Source organism: Thermosipho sp. 1244 (assembly GCF_018588215.1).
In the GTDB taxonomy this organism is placed as follows: domain Bacteria; phylum Thermotogota; class Thermotogae; order Thermotogales; family Fervidobacteriaceae; genus Thermosipho; species Thermosipho affectus.
This window is the reverse complement of record NZ_LNGA01000015.1, coordinates 34,017-52,874: the sequence shown is the minus strand read 5'-3', so window position 1 is coordinate 52,874 and position 18,858 is coordinate 34,017. Positions and strand designations below refer to the sequence as shown.

The window sequence follows — 18,858 nt, the reverse complement described above, 5'->3', positions numbered from 1 at the left end:
TAAAAATGTTATATATTTGAATTTAAAGTAATAGAAGGGAAAGAGAAAAAGGGAGCACTAGAGCAGCTAAAAGAAAAAAGATATTATGAAAAGTACAAAGAAAGATGCAAAGAGATATACATAATAGGAGTGGAATTTGACAAGGAAGAAAGGAATATAGCATACTTTGAATGGGAAAGAGTATGATGGAGAGGGTTGGAGAGGTTAGTGTTTTTTTGTCATTCTGAGGAGCATAGCGACGTTTTTTTACTAACCTTCTAACCTATCCAACGCTATCTAATCTATCCAATCTCGCTAACACTATCCACCACTTGCTAATTAAGATCCTTCGACTCTGCTTACGCTTTGCTCAGGATGACATCCCCTTCGACTTCGTTCCTCAGAATGACATCCGCTTTGATTAAGCATGGGATAGCAGCAAGGCGTAAGTTTATTTTAAGAAGCAATGAGAAAAGAATATTGGTTTGAAAAAACTTCAAAACACAGCCTATTGTCGTAAAATGTGTTACTTTATTAGTGTCAAAAATAACCATGCAAGAAGACCAACTATATTCCTGTCTTTAAACGTTGTATTTTTGGTTATAATTATTCCCTTGCTAAAAACTTTGTTCATTCCTAGTCCGAATACCAATAGTAGGGCCCATTGTATAAGTTTAAACCGTTGGATACTATATTTGAATTGTTTAAATAGATGCTTGAGAACTATCATCTCTATATGTTGGAGAGGAGGTATTTTTTTACCACTTATATTTGAGATTATAGAAGTGATAATTTTTTAGGTTTCTAATATTTTTGTGAGGGATTTAATATATTTAGCAGCATTGCCAAATGTAAAGTCTCGGTATATATTTTTTGTAATTTTGCTAATTTTACCTTTTGAGCGTTTAAGAAGGTTCTAAACTTTAAAGGAAGATAAACTAAATCTTTGCTAACACCCTTTCTACCTGGTAACCTTTCATTTGAGATTTTTAAGTCATATAATCCTATTTTAATGAACTTTATTAGAAAGGTTGTTGAAAATAATATGTCTATTACTAAAGATTTCATCACTTTTTTTCATCAAGGATTCGTTAGAAAGAGTTCATCAAAATTCATTTTGTTACTTTCTTTTTAAAGTTTTTTTAGTAGTGTTATAACAAAAAATGTGCAATTTTGCCTAATCAACCAGACAAACTCGCACGCATTTTTCGGATAGATTGTATAAATTTGTTGTAAATTATATTTGGGTAAAGAAATTCACTTTTTAATTAGGTTGTTAAAATGATTGATGATGAAGTTGTTGAAGTTGTAGTGATAAATGATGTTGTAAATGAAAGAGTAATTGGGAAGATAGTATAATTTTTTGTTATTCAGAACACAAAGCACAGTTTTTCTCAAATTTGTTTATAAATTTTGATGAATTCATCAGGTGTGAATATTTTAATATTTTTGATGGTTTTAAAGTGTTTTGTGCTTCCTGTTATTGGGATATTTAGGTAATATACTACTTCAATAAACGGAGAATTTCCAGAATCTATTAATTTAATTTGGAGTGCAGGTTGTGATACAATCATGAATTGTATAAGAAATGAAGTCATTAACAAGATTTTCTGGAAAAGAAAATTTGTTCTTCTCTAACTTCCTTTATTATCTGATTAATTTCCACTTGAAAACAAATAACACAACTTTTTGTATTAGCTGTGCAAAAGTATATAATTAAGATGTAAGATGAAAAATTATAACGTTAACATAAGGAAAGATTGTCATAGGGACTAATGCAACAATACTCCCAGGTGTGATTGTCGAAGAAGATGCACTTGTAGCAGCTGGTTCTGTAGTTACAAAAAATGTTCCTGCAAAAAAGATAGTGGCAGGTGTTCCTGCAAAGGTTTTAAAAGATGTACCAGATGAGCAGCTGTTAATAAATCAAACATATTACAAAAAATGAAATGAGTCTGGAGAGAGCGGCGAGTGTTGTAGAGATTAGAGATAGTCATATGGTTCGATTTAAAGAAAAAATGTATGTTGTTATGTTGAATGTGCAATAACGTTGGGAGGGGTAGAGTGAATATTAAGAAATTTTTAGCAAACGGAGAATACAAAAAAATTATAGAACTTCTTGATGGAAAAGCGAAAACGCCTGATGAGTATAACGCACTTGGTCTTGCTTATTACAGTACAAGCAGAAAAAACAAAGCGATATTAAACTTTAAAAAAGCATTATCGCTTGACCCACAAAATTTGGATGCGCTTTTTAACCTTGCAGAAATGTTTCTGCAAATCGAGAAATACCCTAAGGCTAAAGAGTATGCGTTGAAACTTCTCGACGTTTCACCTAAGGAATGGATGGTGCATGATATACTGGCTGAAACTTACATGTTTGAGGGTTTTTTCGACAAGGCAGCAGAGCATATAAACGAAGCATTATCATACGCTCCAGCAGAAAATTTAGAGGCTTTGCATGTGAAACTGGAAAAATTAAAGATTCGGATAGAGAAAGCAAAGAAGCAAAAAAGACTTGCGATAATATGTTTAATGGGGCTTGATAACTTCATAGATGATATAATCAAAGGTTTGTCAGATGAATATTGGATCCAACGGTGGGCAGTGAGGAACGATAAGGAAATAAAGGCAAGTATAGACTGGGCTGATATAGTATGGTTTGAGTGGGCCAACGAAGCAGCAGTGATAGGAACAAATTATCCAGGAATTGTTGAAAAAAAAGTTCTCGTGAGATTACATAGTTACGAAGTGTTTACCAATTTTCCTTTAAAAATAAATTGGAATAACGTGAACAAAATAATTTTTGTGGCGCCGCATATGCGAGAAATTTTGAAAATGACATTTCCAAGTCTTGCAGGAAAAATAGATAGTAAAATAATTTACAATGGAATCGATTTAGAAAGGATACCTTTCATGGAAAGAAGTAAAGGATACAACATAGCGTGGGTAGCACATATAAGTTATAAGAAAAATCCTGCTATGATACTTCAGGTGATTAAAAAGCTAACAGAAATTGATAAACGTTACAAAATTCATATTGCAGGAGATTTTCAAGATAGCAGATACGAGTTGTACTTAAAATATATGGTTGAAGAAATGGGGTTAAAAAATAATGTAATCTTTTATGGGTGGGTAGACGATATGGAAGAATGGTGGAGAGATAAAAACTATGTACTTTCTACAAGTATTCATGAAGGACATCCCTATAATATTATGGAAGCAATGGCGAGAGGAATAAAACCTGTGATACACAATTTTTATGGAGCAAAAGAATTATATGAGGCAGAATGGTTGTTTTCTAGTATTGACGAAGCAGTAGATATAATTAAATCTGAAAACTACAATTCTATTTACTATAGGCAATATGTTATTAATAGAAAATGGACAGTTAAAGATCAAGTAAATGCGGTAAAAAAAGTTTTAAATGATATTTTAGTAGATAAGAATGATCCTAGGAAAAAAAAAATAATGTTTGACAAAAAACAAAGAATAAAAAAATTAGATATGTATAAAGACAAATCATCCACATATGAAGGTTTGGAAAAACTTGAACCATATCTTAAAGGAGAATATTTTGACAAGGGGCTAGTTATAAACTACAATGTTATACCTCAATACAAAGATTTAAAAAATTTTATAGAATCTCGATTGAAAGATAAAAGAGTTTTGCATATAGGATTTGCTGATCATAAGGATATAATTGGTATGAAAATTAAATCTAACCAGTGGATTCATAATTTCATACTCAAAGTAGCTAGAGAAGTTTGGGGGATTGATATTGATTGTGAAGCAGTGCGTTATTTGAAAGATGTGTATGGAATTCAAAATATAATTTGTGCTAATATTGAAAATTATTATGAATTACCAGATATTATAAAACAAACAGACTGGGACAGTATAGTTGTTTTTGATGTAATAGAACATCTTCAAAATCCGATAAAATTTCTAAAGGCTGTTAAGAAACTTAAAGCGACTCAACTTGTTGTATCTGCTCCGAATGCCTATAGATGGGAAAATATAATACAAGGGTTTAACAATATGGAAATTGTAAATACTGATCATAAATATTGGTTTTCAGGTTTTACTTTGATGAAAACCGTAACTTTGGCAGGTTTTAAGGTAAAGAATCTAGTATTTCTTGATAGGTATTTGAAAAACATACCAGAAAAATTTTCAAATTCAATTTTTAGAGATACAGTGCTTGTTATTGCAGAATTTTGAAACGGAATTGGAGTAAAACGTAAAAAAGCATGCAGATTAATGAAAGAAGTGATATTTTAAAACGTTTATTTTACCTATGAAATGTCTAAAAATTTCATTAAAATGATTTGTTAGTAAGTTGTTGGAAATGAAAAGCAACACAGGTTTTCCTTGTGTTGCTTTTTTATAGCAATAGTTTTAGTAACTAGAATGATTCTTGCTATGGCACTTTTGGGGAATGTTGAAGAACATTCATTTAAATTTTAGGGTAACAAAAAATATGTATAGAAAAATAATACGTGAGAGATATGGAGGTGGGAATTTGAAAAAAATAATAATTTTATTGTCCGTTTTACTTTTTATTGTTATGGCATGTACAACAAATGATGATAGTTTCAAATTAGAGATAATTGCACCTGATGTGGTGGAGGCTTCAAAAGAAGCGCAGATAGTCGTGAGTGGAGATTTGATCGGCGCAAAAGGTGGAACCTTGGAAATAGTTGATGAGTACAATAGAAAAATGATAAAAAATTTTGGAAAGGTTCCAGAAACGATAAATATTTCTTTTGATAAGCCTGGAAAATATTCACTAAAGGCAAGTGTTATATCTCTTTTGGATGGAAAAAAGTACGAGGATTATAAACCAAAACTTTATGTTTACGATCCATCACAGCCATTGATAAGAAATATCTCTGTTATTCCAAGTAAGATTTTTGTAGGTGATGATGTAATATTGTATTTAGACGTAAATTCCAAAAGTCCAGAGGTGAATATAGAAACAGAAGGTCTTTCAAAATATGGAAAAAAAGAAATTTCAACTATGCTAAAACCTGGAGAGCTCTTTTTGAATTTGGGAAAGTTCGATGAAAGTGGAAATAAAGAGTTTTTCATAAAAGTCGATAATTTAATAGGTGCTGAGGATTCCACAAAGATTTCTTTAAATATTTTACCTATTGATAATGAGGCGCCGCAAATTGTAATACATTCAAAATTCTCTTACCCCACAAATTCGAATATTTTAATAAATGTCGATATCTCAGATGATGTAAAGCTTTCAAGTTATGAGGTTTATTTGGATGGAGAGTTAAAATTACAAGATAGTGTGGATCAAAAAGAGTTAAAAAATATCCCAGTGCAACTAAACAAATTAGAAGCAGGAGATCACTCGTTAATAGTTAAGGCAACTGATTGGTTAGGTAAAAAATCTATGATAGGAAAAAGAATATTAATAGGGGATACTTATTTAAATTTTGAGATAACAGTTTCCAATGAATCAAATCTTATCCCGGGACATTCTACGATAATTTCTGTGGTGCCGGTTGAAAGTATAAATTTTAGAAAAATTATATACTTTATAGACGGTAAGAAATATTTTGAAACGGTAGATCAAACGTATGTTGAGTGGATAGTAGAAGAAGGTGGACACTATATAACGGTATATGCGGAAGATGAAAGTGGAAGAGCAGGTATAAATGAAATATTTGTATCTGTAAACGACACTAACGCACCTAAGTTAAAAGCTATGACCGTTAATGGGAAGGTTTTAGATAAAACGGATAATAATAGGATACCTATTGGTAGTAACACTATAAGCGTGTGTTTTGAAGATCCAGGAGGTATATCAAAGGCTTCTACGCCTATATTGTATATAAAGGAAGATCACTATTCTGATTTTTATGATATTTTAGAGATGAATTTAAGTGAGATTTCAAATGATGAAAAACAGGCAACTTTTACAGTTAACACGTCTATTGGGTATGGGTATTTTTACCTATTTGTTAAAGGAGTGAAGGATAAAGAAGGGAATGAATATACAGGAGAAGATGTATTTACCGTTATAACAGGATACTGATTTTGGAGGTGTGTAAGATGAAAAAATGGGTTTTTTTGTTTTCTATTATTTCGGTTTTTGCTTTTGCTATTAATATATCACCGCTTTGGGAAAATGATTATATCGAATTATCTCCTACGGGATATGTCCAAGGTGGAGGTGTTGCAGTAAAGCAGACGGGAGATATACATTTTTTAAGTAAAGATTCATACTACTACGTTATAAATAGATTGGGAAATATAACGGGAAATTATGGAACTCCAGATGGAGGGGTTGGCTGGAAACATATAAGTTATCCTATAATACTCAATAATAATTACATTGTGTATGTTACTTCAAATTACAATGGAAAAAGTTATGTTAACGTAAGGACAAATGCCACAAATAAAAAAGTAGAAATTAGCGGTAATGTATCAAGGGCAGCTGTAGCATTTGCAGATGGAAGTAATATTCACATATATGTGGGAATAGGTTTGGATGGAGGGCATGGAGTCTACCACTTGGTTTATGATATGGGGACTGATACATTTACAACTACAAATGATTTTTATGGAACCGATGGACCTGTAGAAATATCTCCAATTTTATCTCCAAAGAAAGATGCATTGTTTGTTTTAGATAAAAGTGGTAATTTTTACAAAATAGCGCTTGATAGTTCTTTTAACTTAACGGCAACCGTTAATAAGATTCAATTGGGTGGAGATTTTGAAACACCAATGGCGTATAGTGAAGGTTTTATTTACGCTGTAAGTCGTGGAGGTACATTGTATAGAATTCCACCTGAAGGGGTAAATTCAGATGTAGATTTTATAAAATTGGGAAATTCCAGTATGGCCGCTGGTGTTTTGGTTGACTCTAAAGGATATGTTTATATCTTTGATGACCTTGGAACAATTCATGTAATAAGAGTTTCTGATGACTTATTTAAAATTGCCTCACATTCCATTTATAACGATTTTGGATCTGGATATAGATTTGCCACCACACCTCTTTTATTTAAAAGATCCTCTGAAAATAAAATTTATATTTTTACATTACTTAATGCGGAAACAAAAGGATCTGGCAAGATAGTGGTTTATTCAATGAGCTATGATGATTATAGTTTTGCTAAAGAATGGGAAAAAGATGTAAGCGAAACATTTTCGATTATAAGCTCTCCTGCAATGGTCCCACTTTCTTCTGTAAACGAAGAAGTTTATATCATAGCATTTACAACAAGCCATGATAAAGTGTATGCATATACTGTAGATGCAAAGGGACCATATGGTTTTTGGGCAATGGAAGGTCAAAATTCGTATAGAACAGGTTTTGTTGATGCCGATGCACCAACATTTCAAACTAGCATCACTTTAAAGGCAAAAGATTGGTATTCTGGAATAGAACTTTCTAAGGAGAATTTAAATGATACAAATGGTAAATATGGAATATTGTTTGATGCGACAGTTGTTTCAATATCTGATAGTGGTGATATTTCATCGCATACAACGGTGCAATACACAACTAATCCAAATTTGAATAACACAGATCAATCGGTAAATGATCCAATACCATCTGGAAGAGCTGGTCTTGATAAATTACTAATAAAATTTGCAACAGAAACTACTACAACTTTGCTTTTTAACGATTCTTTTATAAGCAACGTAACAAACAACGTTATTAGTTCTCCAATTGTGGATGCAACGTTTGCATTTAGACAATTTGATTCTGGGATACCAGGATTGGATGTTCCTTATCTTGAAAGTAATCAAGCAACTATTTTATTTGGATATGATGATAAAGAAGCAGATATTTTAGCAGATTCTACGTATGCTATACTAATAAAGTACAACTTGCCGGATAGTGTTGCATCTGAAATGGTAAATTTTGGAAAGGGCGAAACGGTAAAGACGATAGATGCATACACACCATTTACCAGTATTACTATACCTTCTACTGCTTTTGCGTATAAGTGGAAGGTATATCAATGGGATTCAAATAGTTTGTGGGGATATAAATCTTTTGACTATAAATCTATTGATACTTTAAACTTAGGAGTTGATGATACCAAGCGTGCGCCTACTTATATTGAAATTTACTACACGGAACTTACAGGTACTGTAACCTTTGTTGTGCCAATGTACGCGGAAAGTAAAGCAAGGGCGTTTATATTAATAGATGCTGCAAAAGGAGCTTTGTCAAGTACATTGTATGCAACACTCACAAGTCCTGAAATTTCCATGTCTCTTTCTACAATAACTTCTATTGATGTAAATCCATCGTTTGTGGAAAATACGGATTTAAGTGTTACAAGAGATGATTATTTAAAGCTTGTTTTTGAAGAAATTTCAAGGAGTGGAGTTTCACAAGATACAAGGGTTGCTACTATAAGTTTGTGGTTGGATTTTGCAACTAATACTTATCTTTATTTTAATAATCAAGCAAGGTATTTTGATTTATTTAACATAGAACTTTATACACAACTAAAAAACAACCCTGTTGAAAGAGGACTAGTTTCAAAGAATAAATTTATTGCAAATAAGTATTTAACACTACCTGGAGATTTTAATTTAGACGGAGTTGTGGATATAGATGATTATTTGATATTTAGGAATGCCTTGTATAATTATCAAAGAAATGGTGTATATGATCCCACATATGATATAGGACCGCGTGTTGATTTTATGCCACCAAATAGGGGATATATTCCTGGATTTTCTGAAAAAGATGGAGTAATAGATGAAATGGATTTAAACGTATTCTTGGTTATGTATGGATATACACCGCCTTCTACTAATATAGAGTATTCTGGAAATTAAGGGAGGGAAAATTTATGAAGAAAATAATATATACTTTAGGTATAGCGTTGCTAGTTATTTTAAGTAGTTGTGGTATTTTTTATAGAGGTGTGAGTAATTCCACAGATAAGGTAGTAAATATTCAAACATTAGTTGAAATAAAAGACCCATATGGAAAGAATGTATACGTTAGTGGAAAGATAAATGGCTTTGATATTGTATTGGCTAATAGGCAAGTTGGGGTAGAAAAAAAGCTTTCAAAGATAAATAGTGTGGTACTTAATACGAATATGTTTGATTATACATACACATTTGATGGAAAAAAGGTAACTATTAACCTCAAAATAAAAAAGGATTTACCGGAAAACTTTGCCGAAATTCAAAAAAACCTAAAAGGTCAAATTGTACTTTATACATATAAACTCAATGCAGCAAAATTTAACGTTTGGCTGGATAATATGCTTGATAAAGAGTGGATAGACAATAAAGACATTTTATCAAGTGATGAAAATATAATAGCGGGGAATTATTTGATATCTGTGTTAAGTAAAAGTATAGTTGGAACAAAACGGATTGAAACAGGGGCTTTGGGCGATGTTAAGGTAAAAAGGATTCAAATTAAGTAAGTAAAATGGGCACGTAACGTGCCCATTTATTTTAAAATTTGTAAGTATAAATAAATATTAAAGTATTAATCTTGGATAAATATTCTATTTTAAAGATGTAGTATTTGTGATTGTTTTTGTTTTGGTAGAGAAAAAATTCACACTCAACCGTAACTTTCTTTGAAAAAATGTAAAAACACTTAAAAGTAAAATTAATAAAAAAGGTGTAAAATAGAGGTGAGATGTTGTAGCGGAGGTGGTGTAGTATGGCAAAGAACGTTAAGATATTATCACAGATCGAGCTTATAAAATTAACCTCCTCAGGTAATAAGGAAGCGAAAAAGGAGTTGGAAAAAAGATTGAAAGATATGGTGAGTAGTGGTGGAAAAAATGGAAAAGAAAAATCTTGAAGTAATTGATTTTTCTGCCTATTCAAATAATATCCCGCTTTTTGAAAACATTAATTTCTCTTTAAATACAGGCGAAATCATGGTACTTTATGGGCCTCGTGGTTCTTCTAAATCTGCTCTTTTGCGCTCTTTTGCACGATTAAATGAAGAAGTGTATAATGATATAAGGTATGTGGGAAGTGTAAATATATGTGGAAAGGACCTTTTCGGGTATGATGTAAAGGATTTGAGGAGTAAGGTTTTATACATTGACACGAACTTCTTTGAGGCGTTAGATTATTTAACTTTTGGTGAATTTTTGGAACTGGCTACAGATGAGGAGTTGCTTTCTTTTGATAATTATCTTTCAATATTGGATGATTTTGGTATCTTAAAATCACTTCCCAACGGTTTTGAGACGCGCCTGTCGTCGTTTTATGTTTTGGAGAAGATATTAACTCTTCTTTTTGTCTCATACCTGAAAAATTCTCAGATAGTTATACTAGATTGCATATTAGACCACTTAGATGATGATCACTTGCAGGTTGTTTCTAAAATTTTAAAGCAAAACGTAGTTTCAAACGAAAAATCGTTAATAATTGCTACACGCTTTTTTAAGCGCTTCCTTCCTTTATCGGATTTGTTAATTTCAATGAAAAATGGTAAAATTGAATTTGAGGGAAAGCCAAAAGATTATACAATTGTGAGGTGATTTTTTTGTCAGTCCTTGCCGTTTGTTTGAATCCTGCATTAGACAGGGAGTTTTATATTAACAATTTTACAGTAAATAAACTCCATAGATTAGAACCTGAATTTTCAAGAATGTCACCTGGTGGAAAATCCATAAATGTTGCGATTGATTTATCGTCATTTGGCGTAAAATCTATTGTTACAGGTTTTATTGGAGGCTATGTAGGAGACATAGTTTTATCCGAACTACGGAACATTTCAAATTTAATAACAACGAATTTTGTACATATTGAAAATGAAACAAGGGAAAACATAGTAATTGTGGATGAGGAAAATCACACGCTTACTGAGTTAAATTCCGCAGGCCCGAGGATACCTATTGAGGATATAAATCATTTTTTAAGAAGGTATACCTTGATAGTACCTTCCTCTGATGCAGTTGTTATTTCTGGGAGTATCCCTCAGGGAGTACCAGTACAATTCTATGGTGATTTGACAAAGATAGCAAAAAAACACGGAAAAAGAGTTTTTTGGGAAACAAGGGATGAAATCTCAAGGGAATCGATAAAGATAGATGCTCCTTGTATAATTAGGCCAGATTTCAGGAAAGATAAAGTGCTCTTTGGTAAAGAATTGGAAAGTGAGCAGGATTATATTGATGGCGGAAAAGAATTAATAAGGTACGGTGTAAAGATGGCAGTTCTTTCGTACAAGATAGATTACGATATTATTGTGACATCTGATGGAGTTTGGTTTATAAAACCACTTGTTGAAATAGACCATGCCCATTTATTGGGAACTGGGGATACCTATATGGCTGCTATGGTGTATAAATGTTTTGAGACAGAAGATCTTATCGAAATTGCAAAATTTGGATATGCAGCTGCACTTGCAAAGACATGGTATAAAGCGAAAGTTCCACCAAAATTTGAAGACATAGAAAAGGCATCAACAATGTTTAAGATTGAGAGGGTGGAGTAGAATGAAGGTAAGAGAATTTTACATAAGAGATATAACTGCGGTTTTAGAAGATGAGTCGGTATCAAGGGTTTTAAAAATACTTTCAAGACAAGAAATAACGGGTGTACCTGTGGTTAATGAAGATTACAAAGTTGTTGGGTTTATAAGTGAAAACGATATAATAAGGGCATCATTACCTAGTTATTTTTCGTTGTTACAGACCGCGTCTTTTATACCGGATTTAAACCAGTTTGTGAGGAGTTTAAAGAAAATTTCCAATAAATCTGTATCGGAAGTTATGACAAAACCTGCTATTGTAATAAAAGAAGATACACCACTTTTACATGCAGCTGATTTAATGATAAGGCATAGTTTGAAAATCCTTCCTGTGGTGGATGATTCCGACAAATTAGTTGGTATTATTACTAGAATGAGGATTTTGGACGCAGTTAGTAGGGAGGATTAAGATGAGAGTTAGTATAATTACGTATGGTTGTAAGTTAAATCAATATGAATCTGAACTTATGACCGAGAAACTTGAAAATGAAGGTTATGTAGTAGTGAGTGGAGAAGTGGAATCTGATGTGTTTGTTATAAATAGCTGTGTTGTGACAAATGAGGCTACAAGGAAGATAAAACAACAAATAAGGCGTATAAAGAAAAAATTTCCAGGTTCAAGAATTGTTGTTGCAGGTTGCTATCCTCAAATTGCGGCAGATGAACTGGCAAATGAAGATGTAGATTTGATTGTGGGAAATAAGGAAAAGAAAAACATAGAAAGTTTAATAGGAAATGTTGGTGTTTTTGTTGATAAAACCTATTGGAAAGCAGATGATCTTGAAGAAGAATATGTGTTTTCTTCACTTTCTGAAAGGACACGTGCTTTCATAAAAGTGCAAGATGGATGTACAAATGTTTGTAGTTATTGTGCAATTAGATATGCGCGAGGTACGAAGATAAGGAGTAAACCCATAGAACTTGTGGTAAGTGAGATATTGAGAATGGTAAATAAAGAATATAAAGAGATTGTGATCACGGGATTAAATCTTGGAAAGTATGGAAAAGATAAAGATACCACACTTTTAAAACTTCTAACGAACGTTGTAAAAATAAAGGGAGATTTTAGAATAAGGTTAAGCTCTATAAATCCAGAAGATATAGACGAGGAATTGATAAAATTCATTGTGAATGAAGAAAAAATTTGTAATCATTTACACATTCCTCTTCAAAGTGGAAGTAATAACGTTTTAGAAAGGATGAGAAGGAACTATACCAGAGAGTATTATTTAAATCTTGTTGAAAAATTAAGAAAAGAGGATAAGAGTTTTTCAATAACTACGGATATAATGGTGGGATTTCCCGGTGAAACACAAAAAGACTTTGAAGATACACTGAATGTGGTTAATTTTTCAATGTTTTCCAAAGTTCATGCGTTTAGATATTCTGATAGGCCACATACGCTGGCGTCCAAGATGGATAATAAGGTACCTGGGAATATAAAGAAAGAAAGAGTTATTGAGCTTGAAAAAGTAAGTAAGAAAGTGGCGAAAGAATATAGAAAAAGACTGATAGGAAAACAAGCAAGGGTTTTGATAGAAAGCTATAAAAATAAAATATTTACTGGGTATGATGAGTACTATGTATTACATGAAACATCGAAGGGAACTTTTGGAAATTTTGAAGAGGTAACTGTTATGACGGTTACAGATGGAGGAGTGATTTCCAAAATATATGACCGAAAGCTTTCTAGTCAATAAAGTTTTAAATGGGATAGTTGTGTATGAGACTTTGAAGGTGCATAATGGAAAGCCATTTGCAGTTAAAGAGCATTACGAAAGGTTTTTAGGCTCTTTAAGTTATTTGGGGGAAAAGATTTCATACAAGCAATTTTTATGTGAAGTGGAGAATAAATTAGAATTTGATAGAATTAAGATATATGGAATTGTAAACAATGGAGTTACTTTATATTCTATCGGTGAGTATTTTGAAAAAAAGAAAATTTTGGATGTAAAAGTAGATATTTCAAAAATTAGGCATGCGGATCCTATATCGATTCCCCCAAATTTTAAATCTTTGGGGAGAGCAGATTTACATCTTGCAAGAAAGCGCAAAGGCGAAAACTATGATGTTATTTTATTAAATGGTCAAGGTTTTGTTTGTGAGGGAAGTTTTTCAAACATTTTTCTTGTAAAAGATGGTATAGTCTATACGCCTTCTATCGAAAGTGGAGTATTAGAGGGGATTACAAGAAAATATGTAATAGAAATGTTAAAAGAGATGGGGTATTTGGTAAGAGAAACAAAGATAGAGTTAAAAGAGCTTTTTTTTGCAGATGAGCTTTTTTTAACTCATACAAGTGGTGGGATTGTGCCTGTAAATTACTTAGGAAAATATAAGTTTGAGACATCTCTTTCCAAGGAACTTTCCAAGTCTTTTGAGGAGTATATTAATGGAAAAATTAGCGGAAGTTTTTAAAGAGCTTTCCAAAAAAAGTCCTCTTTTTAGAAAATTGTATATTTCGTCTATTTCAAGGGATCATTTTAAAGAAGTGATTGGTGTACCTTTTAATGAGCATTGTAAGGTAACTTACTTTAACAGAGGAAATCTTTATATAGAATGTGATGAGATGTATGCTATTGAATTGCAATTTTTTAGGGAAAAAATACGTGAAAATATGAATAAAAGGTTAGGAGAAGATTATGTGAAAAAGGTAATAATAAAAAAGAGGAGGCATTAAAATGGATTATAATGCGCAGAATATAAAAGTGTTAAAAGGTCTTGAACCTGTAAGGCAAAGACCTGGAATGTATATAGGTTCAACAGGAAAGGCAGGTCTTCATCATTTGGTATATGAAATAGTGGATAACAGTATAGATGAAGCCTTACAAGGATATTGTGATACAATTTATGTAACTATCTTTGAAGATGGTAGCGTTGAAATAGAAGATAACGGTAGGGGAATTCCTGTAGATATCCATCCTGAAACGGGTAAAAGTGCGCTAGAAGTGGTAATGACCACATTACATGCTGGTGGAAAATTTTCGAAAGATTCCTACAAGGTAAGTGGTGGATTACACGGTGTTGGCGCTTCCGTTGTAAATGCATTATCAGAGTGGCTGGAAGTAGAAGTGCATAGAGAAGGTAAAATATACTATCAAAAGTATCAAAGAGGGGTACCACTAACTGAAGTAAAAATAATTGGTAATACCGAAAAAAGAGGAACAATTGTGAGGTTCAAACCAGATTCGGAAATTTTTTCCACTGTAGAATTTGATTCTGATACGATTTTAATAAGGTTAAGGGAACTTGCGTTTTTAAATCCACAAGTTACAATAGTCTTTAAAGATAAAAGGGAAAATATAGAAAAGACATTCCACTTTACAGGTGGTTTAAAAGAATTTGTAAATTATTTAAGTAAAGGTGCAAAGAGTTTGCACGAACCTATTTTGGTTTCTGGGGAATACAATGGTATAAAGGTTGATGTATGTTTCCAGTATACTGCATCAGATTTTGAAAAGATTTATTCATTTGTAAATAACATAAGAACGGTTGATGGTGGTACACATGTTACGGGTTTTAAGACCGCATTTACACGTGTTGTGAATGAATTGGGAAAGAAAACGGGTCAGTTGAAAAAAGATACTTTAAGAGGGGAAGATGTGCGTGAAGGTATTGTTGCTATTGTTAGTGTATTGATGTCTAAAACTCCAGAATTTGAAGGACAGACTAAATCAAAACTTGGAAATGAAGAGGTACAAGAAGCGGTTGCAAAGGTTGTTAGGGAAAAACTTTTGGAATATTTTGATAATTCGGAAAGTACTTTAAAGATAATAATCCAAAAGGCTTTGGAAGCAAAAAAAGCTAGAGAAGCGGCAAAGCATGCAAGAGAAATGATAAAAAGAAAAAGTGTTTTTGGAAGTTCTTCGTTACCGGGAAAGTTGGCAGATTGTATAACAAAGAAAATGGAAGAGTCCGAGTTGTTTATAGTTGAGGGTGATTCTGCTGGAGGATCCGCAAAACAGGCAAGGGATAGAAATTTTCAAGCTATTTTGCCGTTAAGGGGAAAAATTTTGAACGTTGAGAAAAGTGGTTGGCTTAAGTTATTAAAAAATGAACAGATTAGGGATATAATAACAGCACTTGGAACGGGAATAGGAGATGATTTTGATACTTCAAAGCTTAGGTATGGAAAGATAATTATAATGACCGATGCAGATGTTGATGGTGCGCATATAAGAACTTTGCTTTTAACCCTTTTTTACAGGTATATGAGAAAGTTAATTGATGAGGGTAAAATTTACATAGCACAACCACCTCTTTATAGAGTTAATATGGGAAGAAAATCGTACTATTTTTACAGTGATGAAGAATTAGAAGATTTTAAAGAAAGTATAAAAGATAAAAAAATTGAGATACAAAGGTACAAAGGTCTTGGTGAAATGAACCCGCAGCAACTTTGGGAGACTACAATGGATCCAGAAAATAGAAAGCTCTTGAAAGTGCAGATTGAGGATGCAGAGGAAGCAGATGAACTTTTTGAAATGCTTATGGGTAGTGACACTGAGAGTAGAAAAGAATTTATCTTTAGACACGCACTTCAAGTAAAGGAGATAGATATTTAAAATGAAACGTGTGATATTTCTTTTTTTGCTTTTACCTTTCTTTTCGTTTTCTATGTTTATACAGTTTTTAGATTTTTCAACGGTAACCACTAATTCTATTACTGTATACGATGTAGCTGCAACTTTTACTGGTATTGATGCAACATCGTTAAAAAATATTACCCTTGCGTATATCCCAGAAGATACGACATTAGATGTAAATGTAAAGTATGTTTTGCAAAGATTGTCTCGAGTAGCCACTCAAATTGAGGCTACTCCTACTTTTGGTTATATAAAAGTATATTTTCCGCCTGTTTTAACAAATGAAAGTACAACTGCAACGTTGACAGAGGATTTTGCAAAAGAACTTTCAAAAAAATTGGTACTTTCAAGGCTTCCAGATGGTGCAACTGTAAAAATTGTATCAACATATGGTTCAATTGTACAACACGATAACTTTGATTACGATGTTATTGAATCAATTGGTGGTAGTTTTCTTGTACGTTTTTCTTTAAAGGAAAAAGGTAGAACGAGGGGATATTTTAACGTTAATTTGATAGCCGAATATATTAGGAAAATACCTGTTGCTGCGAGAAATATTAATTATGGAGAGCAAATAAAGAAAGGGGATATTGTATACAGCGATATAAATATTTTATCGTTACATGGTACACCGGTTGATATATCTAAACTTCCCATGATTTCTAAGAAGTATTTTAAAATAGGTGAACCTATTTACGAAGAGTATTTAGAAGAAATTCCGGATGTGGTTGTAGGACAGTTAGTATTTGGATACGTAGAGCTTCCAGGTGTAAAGGTGCATGCATTGCTTAGGGCTATGGAAAGTGGAAACGTGGGAGATGTAATTAAGGCGAGAAATGTGGATACTGGAAAAATAGTCTACGGATTGGTTGTTAAAGGACCTATGTTAAAGGTCGTGGAGGTGTCAAAATGAAAAGGGTTTTAATGGTATTTTTGATTATTTCAATTTTTGTCTTTTCTAATTCTATATATAATCCAAATAGTAAATTTGGAAATATAATAGCCAGCAAGAGGGCTTCTAAAGTGGGAGATGTGGTAAATATACTGGTATATGAGACACCGAGGTTTTCTACAAGTTCAGAGGTGGATTCTTTTAAAAATACGATATTAGGTGCAATAAATAGTGGGGCAAAGATTTTGGGAACGGATTTATCTAAATTTTTGCCAATTAAGGATTCCGATAAGGTGAAAAGCTCAAATAAGAGCCAAACAAGTGTTATACTCCAAATAACGGCAATTGTGAAAAAAGTAGATGAATATGGGAATTTATACGTTGAAGGTAGGAAAAATATAAAGGTTGGAAATGATTTAAGAGAGATTATAATAACAGGGTGGGTAAATCCTGAAGTTATATCCCCTAAAAATACAGTTGATTCCACCGATTTGATGGATGCACAGATATGGGAAAACGGAAAGATAATTTTTGAAGATGATCCAAATGAGGGAAGTTGGTTGGGTTTAGTTCTTTCATCAATTGCAGATTTATTTAGATGAGGTGGAAGGTATGAAAAAAAGTATAATTTTTACGTTTTTGATAGTATCTTTAATTTCATTTTCGGCGGTTGTAAGGATAAAAGATATTGCAAAATTTAGGGGAGCCAGAGATAACCAACTTTTTGGAGTAGGTATTGTCGTAGGTCTTAACGGTACTGGTGATGGGGGATCTCTAAATTCTCCACTTCTTGCAAATATGTTTAAAAATTTTGGAATTCCCATCTCAGAAAGTGATATAAAATCTAACAATACCGCGCTTGTTATGGTTGTAGCTGATATTCCACCTTTTTACAAAGAAGGAATGAGATTAGATGTAGTTGTAGCGTCTCTTGGAAGTGCAAAAAGTTTGGAAAATGGGGTTTTAATACAAACACCTCTTTATGGCGCGGATGGTAATGTCTACGCAGTTGCCCAAGGTCCAGTGTCAACAGGTGGTGTGGAAGTAAAATCATCTGTTAATTTGCAAAGCAGATTTAAGGTTACAGGTTATATACCAAATGGTGCTTTGATAGAAAAGGAAATCCCTTCAAATATTGTTTCTGAAAACAGTATAACTATTCTTTTACAAAATCCAGATATTACAACATCTGCGAGAGTTGCAGCCGCTATAAATCAGAAGTTTGATTTAAAGCTTGCAAAGGCAAATGATCCCGCATCTATTAAGGTACAAATACCAGATGCTTTCTTGGATGATTTGATAACGTTTTTGTCTATAATTGAAGAACTTGAAGTAGTTCCAGATCAAGCTGCAAAGGTGATTATCAACGAGCGAACGGGAACCGTTATTTTTGGAGGGGATATTAAAATTTCGGATTTTACATTAAGTTATGGAAATTTTGTGGTAAATATTCAAAATGGTGAAATAGAGGGACAAGAAGCTACTATTTCTAATTTGATATCTGCCCTTAAAGCATTGGGAGCTACGCCTCAAGATATAATAGGGATAATTCAGGGATTACACAAAGCAGGTGCGATATTTGCAGAAGTTAAAGTAATGTGAGGTGATAGTATGAGAGTTGAATCTGTTAATCAAGTAAAAGTTGATAAATTGAAAAAGGTTTCAGAAGAATTTGTTGCAAATTTTTTCTTTCAAATTTTTAGGAAGATGTATGATACTATCCCAAAATCATCTTTGGTTCCAGAAAGTTTTGGGGAAAAGTGGTTTAGAGAAAACCTACTTTATGAGTACTCAAAAAACGCTGCAAAGACCGATTTAAAAGGTTTAACAGAAAGTGTGTATAAATATCTTGGTGGGAAAGTGTATCAAAAAAAGTAATTTTATGGACAAAA

At 32.6% G+C, this 18,858-nt stretch carries 18 protein-coding genes and 1 pseudogene; 18 read left to right on the top strand and 1 reads right to left on the bottom strand.

All coding sequences use genetic code 11. From position 1 onward, the window contains the following. The first annotated feature begins 12 nt into the window (after nucleotides 1–12). A complete protein-coding gene (locus AS157_RS09715) occupies nucleotides 13–186 on the top strand; it encodes a PD-(D/E)XK nuclease domain-containing protein (protein ID WP_352039422.1) in 174 nt (57 codons plus the stop codon). Nucleotides 187–783: 597 nt separating this feature from the next. On the opposite strand, the gene AS157_RS04190 is transcribed toward AS157_RS09715, so the two are convergent. Beyond that, nucleotides 784–1,050, bottom strand: a complete 267-nt coding sequence (locus AS157_RS04190) for a hypothetical protein (RefSeq protein WP_077289149.1) — start codon at nucleotides 1,048–1,050, stop codon at nucleotides 784–786. Nucleotides 1,051–1,744: 694 nt separating this feature from the next. Here AS157_RS04190 and AS157_RS04185 point away from each other — a divergent pair. From AS157_RS04185 to AS157_RS04105, 17 genes and pseudogenes are all read left to right on the top strand, one after another. Further along, a pseudogene (locus tag AS157_RS04185) lies at nucleotides 1,745–1,927 on the top strand (acyltransferase); the annotation flags it as partial. Between the two features lie 116 nt (nucleotides 1,928–2,043). Next, entirely contained in the window at nucleotides 2,044–4,203 is a 2,160-nt protein-coding gene (locus tag AS157_RS09590) for a glycosyltransferase (RefSeq protein WP_197023183.1), read from the top strand. Between the two features lie 301 nt (nucleotides 4,204–4,504). Then, the gene (locus AS157_RS04175; protein ID WP_077289146.1) at nucleotides 4,505–6,034 is read left to right on the top strand and encodes a hypothetical protein; all 1,530 of its coding nucleotides are present in this window, start codon (nucleotides 4,505–4,507) and stop codon (nucleotides 6,032–6,034) included. A 17-nt stretch (nucleotides 6,035–6,051) separates the two neighbouring features. After that, nucleotides 6,052–8,808 (top strand): hypothetical protein, encoded by a 2,757-nt coding sequence (locus AS157_RS04170; protein WP_077289145.1) that lies wholly within the window; start codon nucleotides 6,052–6,054, stop codon nucleotides 8,806–8,808. 14 nt (nucleotides 8,809–8,822) lie between these two features. After that, on the top strand, nucleotides 8,823–9,413 hold the full coding sequence (locus AS157_RS04165; RefSeq protein ID WP_077289144.1) for a hypothetical protein: 591 nt from the start codon (nucleotides 8,823–8,825) through the stop codon (nucleotides 9,411–9,413). 245 nt (nucleotides 9,414–9,658) lie between these two features. After that, on the top strand, nucleotides 9,659–9,802 hold the full coding sequence (locus AS157_RS04160) for a hypothetical protein (protein ID WP_172799329.1): 144 nt from the start codon (nucleotides 9,659–9,661) through the stop codon (nucleotides 9,800–9,802). After that, nucleotides 9,783–10,493: an ATP-binding cassette domain-containing protein gene (locus tag AS157_RS04155; protein ID WP_231450307.1), complete on the top strand. Its 711-nt coding sequence runs from the start codon at nucleotides 9,783–9,785 to the stop codon at nucleotides 10,491–10,493. Before AS157_RS04160 ends, AS157_RS04155 begins: the two co-directional genes overlap by 20 nt. Before the next feature lie 5 nt (nucleotides 10,494–10,498). Then, nucleotides 10,499–11,452, top strand: a complete 954-nt coding sequence (locus AS157_RS04150) for a 1-phosphofructokinase family hexose kinase (protein WP_077289142.1) — start codon at nucleotides 10,499–10,501, stop codon at nucleotides 11,450–11,452. 1 nt (nucleotide 11,453) lies between these two features. Further along, complete coding sequence (locus AS157_RS04145; protein ID WP_075665729.1) at nucleotides 11,454–11,897, top strand: CBS domain-containing protein; 444 nt, start codon at nucleotides 11,454–11,456, stop codon at nucleotides 11,895–11,897. 1 nt (nucleotide 11,898) lies between these two features. Next, a complete protein-coding gene (gene mtaB / locus AS157_RS04140) occupies nucleotides 11,899–13,188 on the top strand; it encodes a tRNA (N(6)-L-threonylcarbamoyladenosine(37)-C(2))-methylthiotransferase MtaB (RefSeq protein ID WP_077289141.1) in 1,290 nt (429 codons plus the stop codon). Next, on the top strand, nucleotides 13,163–13,906 hold the full coding sequence (locus AS157_RS04135; protein ID WP_077289140.1) for an aminotransferase class IV: 744 nt from the start codon (nucleotides 13,163–13,165) through the stop codon (nucleotides 13,904–13,906). Before mtaB ends, AS157_RS04135 begins: the two co-directional genes overlap by 26 nt. After that, nucleotides 13,881–14,168 carry a DciA family protein gene (locus tag AS157_RS04130; protein ID WP_077289139.1) on the top strand — a complete coding sequence of 96 codons (288 nt, stop codon included), beginning with the start codon at nucleotides 13,881–13,883 and terminating at the stop codon, nucleotides 14,166–14,168. The genes AS157_RS04135 and AS157_RS04130 overlap by 26 nt, the downstream gene beginning before the upstream one ends. A gap of 1 nt (nucleotide 14,169) precedes the next feature. Beyond that, nucleotides 14,170–16,053: a DNA topoisomerase (ATP-hydrolyzing) subunit B gene (gene gyrB, locus AS157_RS04125; protein ID WP_214494972.1), complete on the top strand. Its 1,884-nt coding sequence runs from the start codon at nucleotides 14,170–14,172 to the stop codon at nucleotides 16,051–16,053. A gap of 1 nt (nucleotide 16,054) precedes the next feature. After that, nucleotides 16,055–16,987: a flagellar basal body P-ring formation chaperone FlgA gene (gene flgA / locus AS157_RS04120; protein WP_077289137.1), complete on the top strand. Its 933-nt coding sequence runs from the start codon at nucleotides 16,055–16,057 to the stop codon at nucleotides 16,985–16,987. Continuing rightward, entirely contained in the window at nucleotides 16,984–17,568 is a 585-nt protein-coding gene (locus AS157_RS04115) for a flagellar basal body L-ring protein FlgH (RefSeq protein WP_077289136.1), read from the top strand. The genes flgA and AS157_RS04115 overlap by 4 nt, the downstream gene beginning before the upstream one ends. Nucleotides 17,569–17,578: 10 nt before the next feature. Continuing rightward, nucleotides 17,579–18,568 (top strand): flagellar basal body P-ring protein FlgI, encoded by a 990-nt coding sequence (locus tag AS157_RS04110; RefSeq protein WP_077289152.1) that lies wholly within the window; start codon nucleotides 17,579–17,581, stop codon nucleotides 18,566–18,568. A 9-nt stretch (nucleotides 18,569–18,577) separates the two neighbouring features. Beyond that, nucleotides 18,578–18,844: a rod-binding protein gene (locus tag AS157_RS04105; RefSeq protein WP_077198105.1), complete on the top strand. Its 267-nt coding sequence runs from the start codon at nucleotides 18,578–18,580 to the stop codon at nucleotides 18,842–18,844. The last annotated feature ends 14 nt before the right edge of the window (nucleotides 18,845–18,858 follow it).

What these genes read in the sequence shown, in the direction of transcription:
- AS157_RS04170 (WP_077289145.1), top strand. Translation starts at nt 6,052, where the DNA reads ATGAAAAAATGGGTTTTTTTGTTTTCTATTATTTCGGTTTTTGCTTTT.
- AS157_RS04165 (WP_077289144.1), top strand. Translation starts at nt 8,823, where the DNA reads ATGAAGAAAATAATATATACTTTAGGTATAGCGTTGCTAGTTATTTTA.
- AS157_RS04160 (WP_172799329.1), top strand. Translation starts at nt 9,659, where the DNA reads ATGGCAAAGAACGTTAAGATATTATCACAGATCGAGCTTATAAAATTA.
- AS157_RS04155 (WP_231450307.1), top strand. Translation starts at nt 9,783, where the DNA reads ATGGAAAAGAAAAATCTTGAAGTAATTGATTTTTCTGCCTATTCAAAT.
- AS157_RS04145 (WP_075665729.1), top strand. Translation starts at nt 11,454, where the DNA reads ATGAAGGTAAGAGAATTTTACATAAGAGATATAACTGCGGTTTTAGAA.
- mtaB (WP_077289141.1), top strand. Translation starts at nt 11,899, where the DNA reads ATGAGAGTTAGTATAATTACGTATGGTTGTAAGTTAAATCAATATGAA.
- AS157_RS04135 (WP_077289140.1), top strand. Translation starts at nt 13,163, where the DNA reads ATGACCGAAAGCTTTCTAGTCAATAAAGTTTTAAATGGGATAGTTGTG.
- AS157_RS04130 (WP_077289139.1), top strand. Translation starts at nt 13,881, where the DNA reads ATGGAAAAATTAGCGGAAGTTTTTAAAGAGCTTTCCAAAAAAAGTCCT.
- gyrB (WP_214494972.1), top strand. Translation starts at nt 14,170, where the DNA reads ATGGATTATAATGCGCAGAATATAAAAGTGTTAAAAGGTCTTGAACCT.
- flgA (WP_077289137.1), top strand. Translation starts at nt 16,055, where the DNA reads ATGAAACGTGTGATATTTCTTTTTTTGCTTTTACCTTTCTTTTCGTTT.
- AS157_RS04115 (WP_077289136.1), top strand. Translation starts at nt 16,984, where the DNA reads ATGAAAAGGGTTTTAATGGTATTTTTGATTATTTCAATTTTTGTCTTT.
- AS157_RS04110 (WP_077289152.1), top strand. Translation starts at nt 17,579, where the DNA reads ATGAAAAAAAGTATAATTTTTACGTTTTTGATAGTATCTTTAATTTCA.
- AS157_RS04105 (WP_077198105.1), top strand. Translation starts at nt 18,578, where the DNA reads ATGAGAGTTGAATCTGTTAATCAAGTAAAAGTTGATAAATTGAAAAAG.